Genomic DNA, 16,271 nt, shown 5'->3' with positions numbered 1-16,271 from the left:
CGCGGGACGCGTTCTGCCCACCCTGCACCGGCGCCGCGGGCGCCGCAACTCAGGACGACGGAGCCCGGCCACGCACCGTACGGGTCCGTACGGTGCGTGGCCGGGCTGCGGGGCGCGCGGACGGGCCGGGGCTCAGGCGTCCTGGAACGCCACCAGGGCCACCGGATCCGAGGTCGGCTCCTCGGATCCGCCCGCCGGCTCGACGGTGATGCCCATGCCGGAGGCGCGGCCCACAGGCCCGTCCAGCAGCACCGCGTCGTCGGTCGCCGACGGGTTCATGAGACCGGCCGAACGCATGGTGCCTTCGTCGTCGAACCACAGCTGGTACACCTTGCCGCCGGGCGGCGGCGCCAGGTCCGATGTCAGGAACACGGCCCGGTCCACGCTCTGCGAGACCACCACGGTGCCCCAGGCGCCGCTCCCGAGATCCGCGGCGCTGGTCGTGGCGTCCGGGGCCGTCAGCACGCGCGCCACCTGCTCGTTGTGCTGCTGAGCCCGTGCGGTCTCCTGCCGGGCGTCCTGCGCGACCTGGTTCTGCCAGACCGCGACCCCGCCGAAGGCGGCAGCGGCGGCGAGGCATGCGGCGAGCGCGTAGCGTGACCAGCGGCCGGTCCGGCCGGGGGAGCCCCCGGAGCGTGAGCCCCGGCCATGGGGCGGCGGCTCCTGCCGTACGGTCGTGATGTCCCGCAGCACCCGGTCCCGCAGCGCGGGCGGCGCGGTGGCGGACACGGCGAGCCCGAGCCGGGCGGCGGTGGCGGACAGCTCCCGCACCTCCTGCCCGCACGCCTCGCAGGCACCCAGATGCCGTTCGAAGGCGAGGCGCTCGTCCTCGGGCAGTGCGTGCAGGGCGTAGGCCCCGGTCAGCGTGTGAAGCTCGGCCGTGCTCATGCGCTCACCCCCAGGCAGTCGCGCAGCCGGATGAGTCCGTCACGCAGCCGTGTCTTGATGGTTCCCAGTGGTACGGACAGCAGCTCGCCGACCTCCCGGTAGGTCAGTCCGCGGTAGTACGCCAGCGTCACCGACTCCCGCTGGAGCTCGGAGAGCGTCCGCAGACAGCGCCGGACCTGCTCCCTCTCCAGCCGGCTCTCGACCTGCTCGGACACCTCGTCGAAGTCCGGGGTGCGGTCGAGCAGGGCGGCCCTGTGCTCCCGTGCCGCGGTCGCCTCGGCCGACCGGACCCGGTCGACCGCTCGGTGGTGGGCGAGCGTCAGCACCCAGTTCATGGCGCTGCCGCGGGTCGGCTGGAAGCGGGGGGCGGTTCGCCACACCTCGACCAGGACCTCCTGGGCCACCTCCTCGGACTGTGCCGGGTCGCGGAGCACGCTCCGCACCAGGCCGAGGACCGGCCCGCTGACATGGTCGTACACCTGGGTGAAGGCGTCCTGGTCGCCACGGGCGACCTGGACGAGCAGATCCTCCAGGCCGGGGCCCGGTGAACGGACCCCACTGATGTGTACGGCTTCTCTCACGCGGACGGTCCTCCCGGAGCACGCATCGGTTTCCTGTTTGATTCGGAGCCGGCGCGCCCGCGGATTGGTCGAAGGCCCCGCCGATCGCCCGGCGGCTACCGGTCCTTCGGCGGGCCGGAGCCCGCGTTCGCGGGCTCCGCCGTCCGGGACCTGGATCCTACGGCCGCGCGGATGACCAGCAGGACCAGCAGCCCGAGCGGGGAGAGCAGGATCGTCAGCACCAGCAGCGGGCCCGTCACCAGCGGGGAGAGCCCCAGCCTGCGGGCCTCCAGGAACATCCACTGCCCCAGCAGCAGATCCCACGCGATGATCTGTGCCCAGACCGCTCCCGCGCCGTTCGCCAGTGCCGTCAGCTCGCGGAAGGTGTCGATGTCCGGGCTGCTCACCGCCGCCCACAGCTCCGGGAACACCGGGGCGGCCATCACCGCCCAGAGGGTCAGCACCGGCAGGACGGTCAGAGGGGAGGCGGCGAGACGCAGCGTGGGGCGCCATCGCGGAGCGAAGATCATGAGCAGCCAGAACGGAGCGGCGGCCATGAACGTCATCTCGAAGAGTGCTCCGGTCATGACACGAGCTCCCTGCCGGGCGTACCGGCCGGCGAGCCGGGGGTGTCCTGCCGCAGTGCCACAAGGGCTCCGGCCGCTGTGGCGGCGGTGATCAGGCCCGCCGCGGTGAGCGTCGCTGCGTCGGGGTGGACCAGCGGCTGCCCGCGGAGCGCCTGCCAGGTCAGCAGGGCGAGGACCGCGGCGTACGCCCCGGAGGCGAGGACCACCAGGCGCAGACGCACGCGGGGGTCGCGCAGCCGGGTGATCCGTGGCGCGAGGAGGATCAGGGCGAGGAGGAACAGCGGAAGCAGCTGCAGGGCGTGCATGCCGACGAAGTGCGGGACGCGCAGGTCGCCGCCGGTCGTGGACCAGCCGGTCAGGGGCATCGAGGGCCCGCCGTCCGGTACGCCGACCGCATGGGCGCCGACCACGTCGGCCGTGTCGAGACCGCCTGCCGCCCGCTGGCCGGCGGAGGGCTGTGTCATCAGGAATCCGAATCCGGCGCCCACCAGGGCGATCAGCACCCCGGACCGTACGGCCCAGGCGGAGGCGCGGTCGGCGATCCGTGCCCTGAGCAGCAGGAGCGCGATCACGAGGGTGGCCGTCCAGAGGATCACGACGGTGACGGCCATCACGTCGTAGAGCATCGAGTCGAGGGGGGTCGCGTGGTTGAAGTGGCTCCGCCTCCCCCTGATCACCTGAGCGGTGATGACCGCCATCTCCCCGGCGCACGCGAGGGCCACGACGGTGCCGGCCCACCACCCGACGCGCCGGGCACGGGTCAGGAGCGTCAGCATCCACGCGAGGGCCAGGGCGTACGCCACGAACGAGACGGCGAACTTGAACGGCTTGGCCCAGATCGGCGAGCCCGCGAGGACCCGGTCGTCCACGAGGATCCCCACCGCTCCGACGACGGACATCACGATCATCGAGGCGGCGAAGAGAACTAACGGCCGGTGCCATGTGCGCCATGACTGCATGGAGACCCCCCAGATTTATGGATAGTGGAACTGTCCGCTATCCGATAGGGGAACTATCTATGATGGGGGTCGGCCTGGCAAGCTCCTGGAGGGTGAACGCACAGTGCGCATCGGCGAATTGAGCCGGAGGTCCGGGGTTCCGGTACCGACGATCAAGTACTACGTACGGGAGGGGCTGCTGCCCGCGGGCGAGCTGACCAGCCCGAACCAGGCGCGTTACGACGACGGACACGAGCGCAGGCTGAGGCTGATCCGGGCGCTGCTGGATGTCGGAGGGCTGTCACTGTCCGCCATCGCCGAGGTCCTGAGGTCGATCGACGACCCGGAGCAGCCGGTGCACGAGGTGCTCGGCGTGGCGGCCACGCGCATCACGTCCGCGGAGGCCGAGGAGACCGGCGAGGCGGGGCCCGAGCCGGCCGAGGCCCGTGAGGCGGTCGCCGCGCTGCTGGCGCGGCGCGGCTGGCGTGTGGACGAGGACAACGTGGCGGCACGGTCCCTGGCAGGGGTGCTGGCCGCTCTGCACAGGGCGGGGCACGGCGGATTCGCCGAGCTGCTCGACGTCTACGCGGACGCGGCGGAGCCCGTCGCGCACGCGGACCTCGACTACGTCCGGCGGCGGGTGGCACGCGAGGACCTGGTGGAGAGCGTCGTCGTCGGCACGGTCCTCGGGGAGGCCATGTTCGGCGCCCTGCGGCGGCTCGCCCATGTGGACGCCTCCGCACGCGTGTACGGGGACGGCCAGGAGGCGGAGGCGGCTCCGAAGGGCGCGTAGCCGAAGAGGCGCAGGGGGCGGGCGCCGGTGAGCCGGGGCCCGCCGGCGGTGGGACAGAGTGAAGCCCGGCCGCCGCCCAGGACGGAGGCCGGGCTTCACGGGGTGCTCAGGCGGCGTTCTCCTGCTCGCGCTCCACCTGCTCGTTCCACTCGCGCTTGACGGCGCGCCATGCGTCGTCGTTCTGGCCGAGGCGCCAGTAACCCGAGATCGACAGCTGCCGGAGGGGGATGCCGCGCTCCAGGCGGAGGTGGCGCCGGATCTCCTTCACGAAGCCCGCCTCGCCGTGGACGAAGGCCTGCACCTCGCCCTCGGGGAACTCGAGTCCGCTCACCGCCGCGACGAGCGCCTCGCCGACCGGCCGGTCACCGCGGTGCAGCCAGGTCACCGAGACGCCTGCCGGTGCCACGAGCTTCTGCTCCTCCGCGGGGTCCGGCACCTCCACGAAGGCGTGCACCAGCGCTCCCTCCGGCATCCGTTCGAGCGAGGCGGCGATCGCGGGCAGCGCGCTCTCGTCGCCCACCAGCAGGTGCCAGTCCGCCGAGGCCTCCGGGACGTAACCGCCGCCGGGTCCCAGGAACGTCACCTGGTCGCCGGGCAGGGCCCGCGCCGCCCAGGGGCCGGCCAGGCCCTCGTCGCCGTGCACCACGAAGTCGACCGCGAGCTCACCGGCGTCGGCGTCCCAGGAACGCACCGTGTACGTACGTGTGGTGGGCCAGAGCTCGCGCGGGTACTCCTCGCGGATCCCGGCCATGTCGAAGGGGTGCGGGTAGTCCGCCCCGTCCGGGGCGAAGCAGAGCTTGATGTAGTGGTCGGTGTATCCCGCGAGGGTGAAGCCGACCAGGCCGTCGCCGCCGAGGACCACGCGGACCATGTGCGGGGTGATCTGCTCGGTGCGCAGAACCCGCGCCCCCTGTGCCTTGGGTGCCTGGCGTTGCGGCCGCTCTGCCACGAGGTTCTCCCTGCTCTGGACATATATGAGGATCAGCGTACTTAGGATTACCTAAGCTAGCACTTTCATGCCTGGAGCGTGAGGAGCAGGCGCTGCAGGGCGTTCCCCAGGCCCCACTGCGTCGCGAGGGCCTCCAGGGCGGCGGGGTCACGGGGTTCGCGGGGGAGCGCGGGGTCGAATTCCGGCAGGGGGACGTCACCGGCGACACGGACGACTGTCGGCGCGACCGCGACGTAGTCCCGGGCCTCGTCCAGCCGCTTGCGCTGGGACGGCGTCAGCTTGGCTGCGGGGTCGTCCACCGCTGCCATGATCCCGGCCAGGTCGCCGAAGGCGTCCAGCAGCTTCGCCGCCGTCTTCTCGCCGATGCCGGGCACTCCGGGCAGTCCGTCGCTCGGGTCGCCGCGCAGCAGCGCCAGATCGACGTATCCGCCGCCGTCCACGCCGTACTTGCCGCGCAGCCAGGCCTCGTCGGTCACCTGGAGCGTGCCCACTCCCTTCAGCGGGTAGAGGACCCGCACCTCGCGGGCGTCGTCGACCAGCTGGTAGAGGTCGCGGTCCCCGGTGACGATGTCCACGGGGCCGGTGGCGCGCCCGGCCAGGGTGCCGATCACGTCGTCCGCCTCGTAGCGGTCGACGCCCACCCGGGCGATGCCCAGCGCGTCCAGCACGTCCTCGATCACCGGGACCTGGGGCGAGAGGGTGTCGGGGATCTCCTCCTCGTCGGGGGTCCCCCCGGCGGTCTCGACGGCCACCCGGTGCGCTTTGTAGGTCGGGATCAGATCGACCCGCCACTGCGGCCGCCAGTCGGCGTCCATGCAGGCCACCAGGTCGTCCGGTCTGTGGTCCTGCACGAGCCGGGCGATGAAGTCGAGCAGTCCGCGCACGGCGTTGACCGGGGTGCCGTCCGGTGCGCGGACCGAGTCCGGGACGCCGAAATAGGCGCGGAAGTAGAGGGAGGCGGTGTCGAGGAGCATCAGGCGTCGCGTCACACCCCGATGATGCCGTACCCCACCGACACCCACGTGGGGCGGAGCGCGCGGTTCCCGGAACAGCCGAACCATATAAGTGAACTGGGTCACACACGTGTTTGGGTTGCATAAGTGCGGGCAGGCGCGGCAACGGAGCGGATCACGTCCATTTTTCAACGATGCGCGTGCTCTGCGGGCCGAATCCGCGCCGCTCCACGGTCTGCCCACGGGGATGGCAGAGCGTTCTCGGTTCAACGCGTGAGGTGTATGTGTCAAGGCTGCAAGCGGAACACCTGTACAAGGTGTTCGGCAGACGACCCGATCAAGCCGTGCAGAAGCTCGAAGGCGGTACCCACCGCGACGAGCTGCGCGCCGACGGAACGACCGCAGCGGTGATCGACGCCTCGTTCACCGTGGAGCCGGGCCAGATCTTCGTCGTCATGGGGCTCTCCGGATCCGGAAAGTCCACATTGCTGCGGATGCTCAACGGCCTGCTGGAGCCCACCGCCGGCCGGGTGCTGTTCGACGGTCAGGACCTGACCGCGCTCAGCGCACGCGAGCTGCGCAGTGTCCGCGCGACGAAGATCAGCATGGTCTTCCAGCACTTCGCGCTCTTCCCCCACCGCAGTGTGCTCGAGAACGCCGCGTACGGCCTGGAGGTCCAGGGCGTCCCGCGGGCCGAGCGAGAGACGCGCGCCGCGGAGGCGCTGGAGATGACCGGCCTCGCCGGCTGGGAGAAGTCCTGGCCCGACGAGCTGTCCGGCGGCATGCAGCAGCGTGTGGGTCTGGCCCGCGCGCTCGCCACCGACGCCGACCTGCTCCTCATGGACGAGTCCTTCAGCGCGCTCGACCCGCTGATCCGCCGTGACATGCAGGACCAGCTCCTCGAACTGCAGAAGCGCCTGAAGAAGACGATCGTCTTCATCACCCACGACCTCAACGAGGCCATGCGCCTCGGCGACCGCATCGCCGTGATGCGCGACGGCGAGATCGTGCAGCAGGGCACCGCCGAGGACATCCTCGTCCGGCCGTCCAACGACTACGTCGCGTCGTTCATCCAGGACGTCGACCGCTCCCGGGTGCTCACCGCCGGCTCGATCATGGAGACGCCCGCAGCGGGCCTTTCCGACGACGACGTGCTGGCGGACGCCCCCGCGACCGTGACCTCGGAGACCCCCATCGCCGAGCTCTTCACCCCCTGCTCCACCAGCGGCGCGGACGTCGCCGTCACCGGCGAGGACGGCGGTGTCATCGGTGTCGTACCGCGGGACCGGCTCCTGGCCGCGCTCGGCGAGGAACCGCAGGTCCACCAACAGGTACCGGTACAGCGCGACGTCAAGAAGGTGATCGCCGGTGCCTAGGTTCACCTTCGGCGCGTGGGTCGAGGACGCGGTCGACTGGCTCCAGTCGAACCTCACCTGGATCTTCGACTTCATCAAGACCGTCCTCGGCGGCATGTACGACGGCGTCAACGCCGTGCTCGGCGGCGGTGAGCCGCTCCTGATGGCCGGGATCTTCGCCGTCATCGCGTTCTGGCTGCGTGGCGTGATCCCCGCCGTGGCCACCTTCGTGGGCTTCGCCCTCATCGACTCCCTCGCCCTCTGGGACGAGGCGATGGCCACGCTGTCGCTGGTCGTGGTGGCAGCGGTCATCACCATCGTGATAGCCGTGCCCACGGGCATCTGGGCGGCGCGCAACAACCGCGTCAGCTCCGCTCTGCGGCCGGTGCTCGACGTCATGCAGACGATGCCCGCCTTCGTCTACCTGATCCCCGGCGTCATGTTCTTCGGCGTCGGCGTCACCCCCGGTGTGATCGCCACGATCGTCTTCGCGATGCCGCCCGGCGTCCGGATGACCGAGCTCGGCATCCGCCAGGTGGACAGCGAGCTGGTCGAGGCCGCCGAGGCCTTCGGCACCACGCCGAAGCACACCCTCACCCGGGTGCAGCTGCCGCTGGCCCTGCCGACGATCATGGCCGGAATCAACCAGGTCATCATGCTGGCGCTCTCCATGGTCGTCATCGGCGGCATGGCCGGCGCCGGCGGTCTCGGTGAGAAGGTCTACGCCGCGATCACCCAGCTCCAGGTCGGCCTCGCCGCCGAGAGCGGGATCGCCGTCGTCATCCTCGCCATGTACCTGGACCGGATGACCGGCGCGCTGAACGAGCGGGTCTCCCCGCTCGGCCGCCGCGCGGCCGCCAAGGTCGCCGCCGGCGCGCGGAAGCTGAAGTTCGCGCACTACAAGCCGGGCACCGCCGTCGCCATGACCGGTGTCGTCGTCCTCGCGCTCGTCGCGGGCGGTCTCAACATCGCGGGTTCCTCGGACTCGGAGGCCTCGCAGGCCGGCGGCAGCACGGACGTCGGCAAGGGCGAGAAGATCAACATGGGGTACATCCCCTGGGACGAGGGCATCGCCTCCACCTACCTGTGGAAGGAGATCCTGGAGCAGCGCGGCTTCGAGACCGGGATGACCCAGCTCGACGCCGGACCGCTCTACTCCGGTGTCGCCCGCGGCGACATCGACTTCCAGACGGACTCCTGGCTGCCGACCACGCACAAGGACTACTGGGACAAGTACAGCGACCAGCTGGACGACCTCGGTTCCTGGTACGGCCCCACCTCCCTGGAGCTGACGGTCCCCTCGTACGTCAAGGGCATCGACTCGCTCGAGGACCTCAAGGGCCAGGGCAAGAAGTTCGACGGCAAGATCATCGGCATCGAGTCGAGCGCCGGGATGATGGGCACCCTCAACAAGAAGGTGCTCAAGGAGTACGGCCTGGAGGGCGAGTACAAGGTCGTCTCCTCCAGCACCTCCTCGATGCTGGCCGAGCTCAACGCCTCCATCAAGAAGAAGGAGCCGGTCGTGGTGACCCTGTGGTCGCCGCACTGGGCCTACGGCAAGCACGACCTGAAGAAGCTCAAGGACCCGAAGGGTGCCTGGGGCAAGGGCGAAGAGGTCCACACCGTCGCGCACAAGGGCTTCGCGAAGAAGTCGCCGACGGTCGCCAAGTGGCTGAAGGACTTCAAGCTCAGCGAGAAGCAGCTCACCAGCCTGGAGAACGAGATCCAGGGTGCCGGCCAGGGCCAGGAGCAGGACGGCGTCCGCAACTGGCTCAAGAAGAACCCGGGTCTCGTCGACAAGCTGGCACCGGTCCCGGGCGGCGGCGCCCAGCAGCAGGGCAAGGACGCGGGCAAGACCGTCAATATGGGGTACTTCCCGTGGGACGAGGCCATCGCCAGCACCTACCTCTGGCAGAACATGCTGGAGGACCGCGGCTACAAGACCTCGGTCAAGCAGCTCGACCCGGGCCCGCTCTACACCGGCCTCGCGCAGGGCCAGCTCGACGTGCAGTTCGACTCCTGGCTGCCGACGACGCACAAGGACTACTGGGACCGGTACAAGGAGAACCTCTCCGATCTCGGTTCCTGGTACGGGCCGACCTCGCTGGAGCTGACGGTTCCCTCGTACGTGAAGGGCATCGACTCGCTCGAGGACCTCAAGGGGCAGGGCAAGAAGTTCGACGGCAAGATCATCGGCATCGAGTCGAGCGCCGGGATGATGGGCACGTTGAACAAGAAGGTGCTCAAGGAGTACGGCCTCGAAGGTGAGTACGAGGTGGTCTCCTCCAGCACGTCCTCGATGCTGGCCGAGCTCAACCGGTCGATCAAGAAGAAGGAGCCGGTCGTGGTGACCCTGTGGTCGCCGCACTGGGCCTACGGCAAGTACGACCTGAAGAAGCTCAAGGACCCGAAGGGTGCCTGGGGCAAGGGCGAGCAGATCCACACGGTCGCCAAGAAGGACTTCGCCAAGGACTTCCCGGAGCTGACCGGCTGGCTGAAGGACTTCAAGCTCAGCGAGGCGCAGCTGGCCTCGCTGGAGGTGGAGCTCCAGAAGGGCGGCGCCGGGAACGAGAAGGAGTCCGCCCGTCACTGGATGGACGCCAACCCGGACGTCGTGGCGAAGCTGGCCCCTGTCGGCAGCTGATCCACGCCCTCCCGTCACGATGAAGGGGACGGCTCCGGTAGCGCACCGGAGCCGTCCCCTTCAGGCTTGTCCGAAGGAGTCCCCGAAGGTTCTCGTCCGTCCCCGGTCCGCCGCTTCCCCTCCGTCTCGCGAACGACATGCGTAGGGTGCTGGAAACCGGGAGGATGGCGATCCGGGGAGGGAGCCGGACATGGACGACAAGGAAGCCCTTCGAGTGGGCGCCGCGGTTCGCCGACGCCGCAGGACGCTCGGACTGACCCTGGCCGCGGTGGCCGGGCGCAGCGGACTTTCCGTACCGTTCCTCAGCCAGATCGAGAACGAACGGGCCAGGCCCAGCCCCCGCTCCCTGGACCGGGTGGCGGACGCGCTGGAGACCACGACCGAGCGGCTGCGGGCAGCGGCGGACTCGGCGCGCGCGGTGGACGTCGTGCGCGGGGACGACGAGGACGGCGTACGCAGGCTGGTGCGCGGGCGGCACCAGCTCAGCGCGCTGGAGTTCATCGGGGAGCAGGATCTCGGGCGAGAGTTCCAGCACCGCAACGACGAGGTGATGTACGTCGTGGAGGGCGCCGTCGAGGTGGAGGCCGAAGGGCAGGCCCACCGGCTGGGCAAGGGCGACACGCTCTTCCTCTCCGGCGGGGTCAGGCACCGCTGGCGTGCGACCGTCGCGGGCAGCCGGCTGCTGGTCGTCTCGGTCGCCGAGCACATCGACGCGACGTACGACTCGCGCCGCTGAGGGGAGTGCACGTGCGTGTCGTCTCGCTCGTCCCGTCGCTCACCGAGGCGGTCGCCGTCACCGCCCCCGGGCTGCTCGTCGGTGTCACCGACTGGTGCACCCACCCCGCCGGGCTGACCGCCGCCCGGATCGGGGGCACGAAGAACCCGGACACCGCCGCCGTGGCGGCCCTGCGCCCCGACCTCGTCCTCGCCAACGAGGAGGAGAACCGTGAGGCGGACCTGGCCGCCCTGCGGGACGCCGGGCTGGACGTCCTGGTCACCGAGGTCCGCACCCTCGGCCAGGCCTTCGCCGAGCTGGACCGGGTCCTCACGGCCTGCGGCCTGCGGGAGCCCGGCTGGCTGGAGGAGTCCCGGGCGGCCTGGGCGGCGCTGCCGCCCCCGTCCGCCCCGCGCCCCGCGATCGTGCCGGTCTGGCGCAGACCCTGGATGGTGCTGGGCCGCGACACCTTCGCCGGGGACCTGCTGGCCCGCCTCGGGGTACGGAACGTGTACGCCGGCCACTCCGACCGCTACCCGCGCGTGCCCCTGGCCGAACTGAACGCGTCCGGTGCCGGACTGGTCGTGCTGCCCGACGAGCCGTACCGCTTCACCGCCACCGACGGCCCCGAGGCCTTCCCCGGGCTGCCCGCCGTACACGTCGACGGCCGTCACCTCACGTGGTACGGACCCTCCCTGGCCGAAGCGGCAGGGGCCCTGCGAGCAGCGCTCCGCTGAACAGCCCGCCCAGCGTCCGTACACCGGCGACCGCCCAGGCGGTCACCAGCAGCGCGTAGAGCGCCACGGCCAGCCAGCTGAACGCGTCGAGACCGGTGTGCCGGGCGAGGCCGGCCGCGCCGGTGACGCACGTGCCGACCGGGAAGGTGAACCCCCACCACGTCATCGTGAACCCCATCCCGCGCCGCATCGCGCGCACCACCATCGCGGCGGACAGTGTCAGCCACAGCAGGGCGAACCCCATCACCGGCACGCCGTACAGGACGGCGAACACGCCGAAGGCGGACGCGTAGGGCGCCTCGATCGCGCCCGGCGCCACGTCGGCCAGCTGGTTGACGGCGGTCGTGGACTGGCCGAGCGGCCCGAGCACGAGGAACAGCGTCGGGGTCAGCGCGAGAGGCAGCGGGCCCTCGTGGACCAGCCGGGCGAAGACGAGCGGTACGACCACCAGGGTCGCCAGCAGGGACAGCCCGAACATCGCGTAGCAGGCGAGCAGGAGTGCCTCGCGCCCCTGTCCGGGCGACAGCTCGGGCACCAGCAGCGGGCCGACGGCCGCCGAGACCATCGGGGCCACCAGCGGCAGCAGCCAGACCGGCGACGCGGTGCCCGGGGCGAGACGGTGGCGGACCACCATCAGATACGGGACCACCACCGCGACGGCGAGGGCGGCGACCGTGCCGGCCGTGAAGAGCACCGCGTCCACGGCGACCGCCGTCGGACGCCCGACGACGTCCCGCCCCACCACGAGGGTGCCCGCGCCGACCGCGAGCAGCGCCATCGCCATGCAGCCGTGGAAGGGAGCGACGGCAGGATCCATGAGGTGGGCGCGGGCCTGGTCGCGGTGCAGGATCCAGTGCCCGGCCCGGGCCGTCAGCACGACGGCGAGCGCGACGGCGGACAGGGCCCACACCAGGACGCAGGCGGCCCGCAGGCCCGGCACGTCCACGGGCAGCGCGGCGCCCGCGGTGGCGACGACGGCGGTCCCCATGACCGTCGCGTACCAGTTGGGGCCGAGGTGCCGCAGGGACGGGAGCCGGAGGGCGGGCGGGGACAGGGCGGGACTCCCGGTCTTGGTCTGCGGAAAGATGGCCATGCCACGATTCTCCGGGGGCGGACCGTCACCCACCAGGAGGCACCGGGCTATGAGGTCATAAGCTGGGGTTATGTCCAGCCCCGTGCCACCACCCTCCTCGCTCTCCCACCGGGTCCCCGACCTGGGAGCCATGGTGCTCCTGCTCGCCGTCGCACGGCACGGGAGCCTGGGCAGGGCGGCACGGGACGTCGGCATCAGCCAGCCCGCCGCCTCCAGCCGCATCCGGTCGATGGAACGGCAGCTCGGCGTCGCGCTCCTGGACCGCTCGCCGCGCGGCTCCCGGCTGACCGACGCGGGTGCCCTCGTCACCGACTGGGCCCGCAGGGTCGTCGAGGCTGCCGAGGCCTTCGACGCCGGAGCCCAGGCGCTGCGGGACCGGCGCGACTCCCGGCTGCGGGTGGCCGCGAGCATGACCATCGCGGAGTACCTGCTGCCGGGCTGGCTGATCGCGCTGCGGGCCGACCGCCCAGGGACCGCCGTGTCCCTGGTCGCGGGCAACTCGGCGGCGGTCGCCCTGCGGCTGCTGGCGGGCGAGGCGGATCTGGGCTTCGTCGAGGGCCTCTCGATACCGGAGGGGCTCGACGGCACCGTCATCGCGCACGACCGGCTCGTCGTCGTCGTCGCCCCCTCCCACCCGTGGGCGCGCAGGGGCCGGCTGACCCCCGGGGAGCTCGCCGCGACATCCCTGATCCTGCGCGAACACGGCTCGGGCACCCGTCAGGTCCTGGACGCCGCGCTCGCCGTCCACGGCGGACTGGCGCGCCCCCTGCTCGAACTCTCCTCGACCACCGCGGTGAAGGGGGCCGCGGAGAGCGGCGCGGGACCCTGCGTGCTGAGCGAACTGGCGCTGGGGGAGGAGCTCTCCGCCCGGCGCCTCGTCAAGGTCCCGGTAGAGGGCGTACGGCTGCGCCGTCAGCTGCGCGCGGTCTGGCCGTCCGGGCACCGGCCCACCGGGCCCGCCCGCGACCTGCTCGCCCTGACGGCCCGTGAGGCCGCCGGGCCCTGAGGGTGCGGGGCGGGTCCGGACCGTCCGGCTCAGGCCGCGGGAACGCCCGCCCTCGCCTCGGCCGCCGCCACCAGGGCCCGCATGATCCGGAGGTCGTCGCCCATCTCCGGGTGCCACTGGACCCCGAGCACCCACTGCTCGCCGGGCAGCTCGATCGCCTCGACCGTGCCGTCCGCCGCGTGCGCGGAGGCCACCAGGCCCGGCGCGAGCCGGTCCACGGCCTGATGGTGGTACGTGGGTACGGACGCCTCCTCGGGCACCAGCGAGGCGTACAGGGTCCCCGCCACCGGCGTCACGGCGTGCTCGCCGAGGACTCCGGCCTTGCCGAACGGCCCCGCGTGCCCGTCCAGATGCTGGGTCAGGGTGCCGCCCAGCGCCACGTTCAGCAGCTGCATGCCCCGGCAGATCCCGAGCACCGGGGTGCCGGCCGCCCTTGCCGCGCGCAGCAGGGCCACCTCCCAGGTGTCGCGTTCGTGCGCCGGAGGGCCCGTCCTGAAGTCGCGCTCCGCGCCGTACAGCCCGGGGTCCACGTCGGCGCCTCCCGCGATCACGAGGCCGTCCAGCCGGGCCACGGCGGCCTCCGCCCTCGCCGGTTCGTCGGGCGGCAGCAGCGCGGCCAGTCCGCCGGAGCGCTGGACCAGCCGGGGATAGGCGGAGGGGAGCACCGCCGCCGGGAGTTCCCAGACGCCCCAGCGAGCCGCCGGCTCCAGGTAGGTCGTGATGCCGATGAGCGGTTCGTGCATGGTGCGGTCCCTCCGGCGGCCGGTCTGCGGGCCGGCCCGGTGCAATGGTGATGCGTCATACCTTTGTTCGTGCGGCGCCGTCGCGCAAGAGCGGTGATCCGGAAGAGCTGGATCAAGCCAGGAAGCCCCGGAGCAACGCGGCCGTCCCCGCGCAGTGCTCGCGCGCCACCGCGCGTGCCGCCTCCTCGTCGCCGTCGAGGACCGCCTCGACCAGGACCGTGTGCTGGTGCTGGGAGTGTTCGAGGTTCCGTACGAGCAGGGGAATGCAGTCCAGCAGGTCGTTGACGGTGGCCCGGACGGCCGCGTACCGGACGGCGAGGGAGTGTGATCCGGAGAGCTCGGCGAGCGTCAGGTGGAAGTGGGTGTCGAGTCTGCGGTAGTCGGGCAGAGGTGCCTCGTGCGTCGCTGCCAGAGCCCTCCGCAACCGGTCCGTGCCCTCCTCGTCGAGGCCGCGCGACGCGCAGAGCCCGGCCGCCCCCGCCTCCAGGACCTCGCGGAACAGCAGGACGTCCTCGATGTCGGTGTCCGCCGTCCGGCGGCGCAGCTCGTCCCCGTCGGCCGGTCCGGTGCGGGGGAGCACGAACGTGCCGCCGTACCGGCCGCGTCTGGCTTCGATCAGCCCCTGGTCCTGGAGCACCTTGAGGACCTCCCGCAGGGTGACACGGCTGATGCCCAGGAGCCCGGCCAGCTCACGCTCGGCCGGCAGCCGCCCTCCGCCGGGCACCAGGCCGAGCCTCACCACCTGGAGGATCTGCTCCAGCGCCTCCTCGAAGCCGTTGCCCGCGCGGACCGGCCGCAGCGCGGGCAGCAGCCGGTCACAGGACGCGGGCCCCCCGGTCTCTTCCGCCACGACCCGATTCCCTTCCCTCCAATGGTTTTCTCCCATACCTTAACGATCTCGGGAGAGGCCGCAGGCCTTCCGGCTGACCGAACGAGGAGTATCCCGTGGCAGACCGAACACCCCCGCTGGCGACCGACGAGCTGCGCGTGCTCGTGGAGCGCGGTGAGATCGACACCGTGGTCCTCGCCTTCCCCGACATGCAGGGCCGGCTGCAGGGCAAACGGTTCGCGGCGTCCTTCTTCCTCGACGAGGTGCTGGAGCACGGCACAGAGGGCTGCAACTACCTGCTCGCCGTCGACACGGACATGAACACCGTCGACGGATTCGCCATGTCCTCCTGGTCCGACGGCTACGGCGACTTCGCGATGCGCCCCGACCTCGCCACCCTGCGCCGCATCCCCTGGCACGAGGGATCGGCGCTGGTCATGGCCGATCTCGCCTGGGAGGACGGCTCACCGGTCGTCGCGGCGCCCCGTCAGATCCTCCGGCGGCAGCTGGAGCGGCTCGCCGCACACGGACTGACCGCCCACGTCGGCACCGAACTCGAGTTCATCGTCTTCAAGGACACCTACGAGGAGGCGTGGGACCGCAACTACCGCGGCCTCACCCCTGCCAACCAGTACAACATCGACTACTCCGTCCTCGGCACCGGCCGCGTCGAACCGCTGCTGCGGCGCATCCGCAACGAGATGGCGGCCGCCGGGCTCACCGTCGAGTCCGCCAAGGGCGAGTGCAACCCCGGTCAGCACGAGATCGTCTTCCGTTACGACGAGGCCCTGGTCACCTGCGACCAGCACGCCGTCTACAAGACCGGTTCCAAGGAGATCGCCGCGCAGGAAGGCGTCGCGCTCACCTTCATGGCCAAGTTCAACGAGCGCGAAGGCAACTCCTGCCACATCCACCTCTCGCTCCAGGACGCCGACGGACACAGCGTCATGGCCGGCGAGGACGGCTCGATGTCCCCCGTGATGCGGCACTTCCTCGCGGGCCAGCTGGCCGCCCTGCGCGACTTCTCCGTCCTGTACGCGCCGAACATCAACTCCTACAAGCGGTTCCAGCCCGGCTCCTTCGCCCCGACCGCCGTCGCCTGGGGGCACGACAACCGCACCTGCGCCCTGCGCGTCGTCGGACACGGCCGCTCGACGCGCTTCGAGAACCGCCTGCCCGGCGGCGACGTCAACCCGTACCTCGCCGTCGCCGGCCTCGTCGCCGCGGGACTCCACGGCATCGAGAACGAGCTGGAACTCCCCGACGCCTGCGAGGGCAACGCGTACACCGCGGGATACGACCGGGTGCCCACCACGCTCCGTGAGGCCGCCGGCCTCTGGGAGAGCAGCGAGGTGGCCCGGGAGGCCTTCGGCGACGACGTCGTCGCGCACTACCGCAACATGGCGCGCGTCGAACTGGAGGCCTTCGACGCCGCGGTGACCGACTGGGAGCTCCGCCGCTCCTTCGAACGTCTGTGAGGC

General features: G+C 71.5%; 16 protein-coding genes. 7 read left to right on the top strand and 9 right to left on the bottom strand.

What is annotated here, in order from left to right:
- Positions 1 to 132: 132 nt before the first annotated feature.
- The 4 genes from ACFUNE_RS20080 to ACFUNE_RS20065 all read right to left on the bottom strand — a co-directional run bounded on the left by ACFUNE_RS20080 (position 133) and on the right by ACFUNE_RS20065 (position 2,994).
- The gene (locus tag ACFUNE_RS20080) at positions 133 to 888 is read right to left on the bottom strand and encodes an anti-sigma factor domain-containing protein (RefSeq protein ID WP_383569392.1); all 756 of its coding nucleotides are present in this window, start codon (positions 886 to 888) and stop codon (positions 133 to 135) included.
- Positions 885 to 1,469 (bottom strand): sigma-70 family RNA polymerase sigma factor, encoded by a 585-nt coding sequence (locus ACFUNE_RS20075; RefSeq protein WP_383569389.1) that lies wholly within the window; start codon positions 1,467 to 1,469, stop codon positions 885 to 887. Before ACFUNE_RS20075 ends, ACFUNE_RS20080 begins: the two co-directional genes overlap by 4 nt.
- Positions 1,470 to 1,564: 95 nt before the next feature.
- Positions 1,565 to 2,035 (bottom strand): ABA4-like family protein, encoded by a 471-nt coding sequence (locus tag ACFUNE_RS20070; protein WP_383569386.1) that lies wholly within the window; start codon positions 2,033 to 2,035, stop codon positions 1,565 to 1,567.
- On the bottom strand, positions 2,032 to 2,994 hold the full coding sequence (locus tag ACFUNE_RS20065; protein ID WP_383569383.1) for a hypothetical protein: 963 nt from the start codon (positions 2,992 to 2,994) through the stop codon (positions 2,032 to 2,034). The genes ACFUNE_RS20070 and ACFUNE_RS20065 overlap by 4 nt, the downstream gene beginning before the upstream one ends.
- 118 nt (positions 2,995 to 3,112) lie before the next feature.
- Here ACFUNE_RS20065 and ACFUNE_RS20060 point away from each other — a divergent pair, with 118 nt between their 5' ends.
- Positions 3,113 to 3,766, top strand: coding sequence for a MerR family transcriptional regulator (locus ACFUNE_RS20060; RefSeq protein WP_383569380.1), 654 nt, complete (start codon positions 3,113 to 3,115; stop codon positions 3,764 to 3,766).
- Between the two features lie 106 nt (positions 3,767 to 3,872).
- Here ACFUNE_RS20060 and ACFUNE_RS20055 read toward each other — a convergent pair whose 3' ends face one another.
- Complete coding sequence (locus ACFUNE_RS20055; RefSeq protein WP_383569377.1) at positions 3,873 to 4,715, bottom strand: siderophore-interacting protein; 843 nt, start codon at positions 4,713 to 4,715, stop codon at positions 3,873 to 3,875.
- A gap of 65 nt (positions 4,716 to 4,780) precedes the next feature.
- Positions 4,781 to 5,689: a 5'-3' exonuclease H3TH domain-containing protein gene (locus tag ACFUNE_RS20050; RefSeq protein ID WP_383569513.1), complete on the bottom strand. Its 909-nt coding sequence runs from the start codon at positions 5,687 to 5,689 to the stop codon at positions 4,781 to 4,783.
- A gap of 257 nt (positions 5,690 to 5,946) precedes the next feature.
- On the opposite strand from ACFUNE_RS20050, the gene ACFUNE_RS20045 reads away from it, so the two are divergent.
- The 4 genes from ACFUNE_RS20045 to ACFUNE_RS20030 all read left to right on the top strand — a co-directional run bounded on the left by ACFUNE_RS20045 (position 5,947) and on the right by ACFUNE_RS20030 (position 11,119).
- Positions 5,947 to 7,044, top strand: coding sequence for a glycine betaine/L-proline ABC transporter ATP-binding protein (locus ACFUNE_RS20045; RefSeq protein WP_383569374.1), 1,098 nt, complete (start codon positions 5,947 to 5,949; stop codon positions 7,042 to 7,044).
- The gene (locus ACFUNE_RS20040; RefSeq protein WP_383569371.1) at positions 7,037 to 9,667 is read left to right on the top strand and encodes an ABC transporter permease/substrate binding protein; all 2,631 of its coding nucleotides are present in this window, start codon (positions 7,037 to 7,039) and stop codon (positions 9,665 to 9,667) included. The genes ACFUNE_RS20045 and ACFUNE_RS20040 overlap by 8 nt, the downstream gene beginning before the upstream one ends.
- Before the next feature lie 190 nt (positions 9,668 to 9,857).
- Entirely contained in the window at positions 9,858 to 10,403 is a 546-nt protein-coding gene (locus tag ACFUNE_RS20035; RefSeq protein ID WP_383569368.1) for a helix-turn-helix domain-containing protein, read from the top strand.
- An 11-nt stretch (positions 10,404 to 10,414) separates the two neighbouring features.
- A complete protein-coding gene (locus ACFUNE_RS20030; protein WP_383569365.1) occupies positions 10,415 to 11,119 on the top strand; it encodes a helical backbone metal receptor in 705 nt (234 codons plus the stop codon).
- Here ACFUNE_RS20030 and ACFUNE_RS20025 read toward each other — a convergent pair.
- Complete coding sequence (locus ACFUNE_RS20025) at positions 11,058 to 12,212, bottom strand: TDT family transporter (protein WP_383569362.1); 1,155 nt, start codon at positions 12,210 to 12,212, stop codon at positions 11,058 to 11,060. The genes ACFUNE_RS20030 and ACFUNE_RS20025 overlap by 62 nt on opposite strands.
- Before the next feature lie 70 nt (positions 12,213 to 12,282).
- On the opposite strand from ACFUNE_RS20025, the gene ACFUNE_RS20020 reads away from it, so the two are divergent.
- The gene (locus ACFUNE_RS20020; RefSeq protein ID WP_383569359.1) at positions 12,283 to 13,218 is read left to right on the top strand and encodes a LysR family transcriptional regulator; all 936 of its coding nucleotides are present in this window, start codon (positions 12,283 to 12,285) and stop codon (positions 13,216 to 13,218) included.
- Between the two features lie 29 nt (positions 13,219 to 13,247).
- Here the strand turns inward: ACFUNE_RS20020 and ACFUNE_RS20015 are convergent, their stop codons facing one another.
- Positions 13,248 to 13,961, bottom strand: coding sequence for a gamma-glutamyl-gamma-aminobutyrate hydrolase family protein (locus ACFUNE_RS20015; RefSeq protein WP_383569356.1), 714 nt, complete (start codon positions 13,959 to 13,961; stop codon positions 13,248 to 13,250).
- A 112-nt stretch (positions 13,962 to 14,073) separates the two neighbouring features.
- Positions 14,074 to 14,811, bottom strand: a complete 738-nt coding sequence (locus tag ACFUNE_RS20010) for a FadR/GntR family transcriptional regulator (RefSeq protein ID WP_383569353.1) — start codon at positions 14,809 to 14,811, stop codon at positions 14,074 to 14,076.
- 95 nt (positions 14,812 to 14,906) lie between these two features.
- Between ACFUNE_RS20010 and ACFUNE_RS20005 the strand changes: the two genes are divergently transcribed.
- Positions 14,907 to 16,268 (top strand): glutamine synthetase family protein, encoded by a 1,362-nt coding sequence (locus ACFUNE_RS20005; RefSeq protein ID WP_383569350.1) that lies wholly within the window; start codon positions 14,907 to 14,909, stop codon positions 16,266 to 16,268.
- The last annotated feature ends 3 nt before the right edge of the window (positions 16,269 to 16,271 follow it).

Origin of the sequence: Streptomyces sp. NPDC057287 (assembly GCF_042667905.1) — a bacterium.
GTDB lineage: Bacteria > Actinomycetota > Actinomycetes > Streptomycetales > Streptomycetaceae > Streptomyces.
This window is presented reverse-complemented; position numbering and strand designations above follow the sequence as displayed.

What these genes read in the sequence shown, in the direction of transcription:
- ACFUNE_RS20065 (WP_383569383.1), bottom strand. Translation starts at nt 2,994, where the DNA reads ATGCAGTCATGGCGCACATGGCACCGGCCGTTAGTTCTCTTCGCCGCC.
- ACFUNE_RS20070 (WP_383569386.1), bottom strand. Translation starts at nt 2,035, where the DNA reads ATGACCGGAGCACTCTTCGAGATGACGTTCATGGCCGCCGCTCCGTTC.
- ACFUNE_RS20080 (WP_383569392.1), bottom strand. Translation starts at nt 888, where the DNA reads ATGAGCACGGCCGAGCTTCACACGCTGACCGGGGCCTACGCCCTGCAC.
- ACFUNE_RS20015 (WP_383569356.1), bottom strand. Translation starts at nt 13,961, where the DNA reads ATGCACGAACCGCTCATCGGCATCACGACCTACCTGGAGCCGGCGGCT.
- ACFUNE_RS20035 (WP_383569368.1), top strand. Translation starts at nt 9,858, where the DNA reads ATGGACGACAAGGAAGCCCTTCGAGTGGGCGCCGCGGTTCGCCGACGC.
- ACFUNE_RS20025 (WP_383569362.1), bottom strand. Translation starts at nt 12,212, where the DNA reads ATGGCCATCTTTCCGCAGACCAAGACCGGGAGTCCCGCCCTGTCCCCG.
- ACFUNE_RS20050 (WP_383569513.1), bottom strand. Translation starts at nt 5,689, where the DNA reads ATGCTCCTCGACACCGCCTCCCTCTACTTCCGCGCCTATTTCGGCGTC.
- ACFUNE_RS20020 (WP_383569359.1), top strand. Translation starts at nt 12,283, where the DNA reads ATGTCCAGCCCCGTGCCACCACCCTCCTCGCTCTCCCACCGGGTCCCC.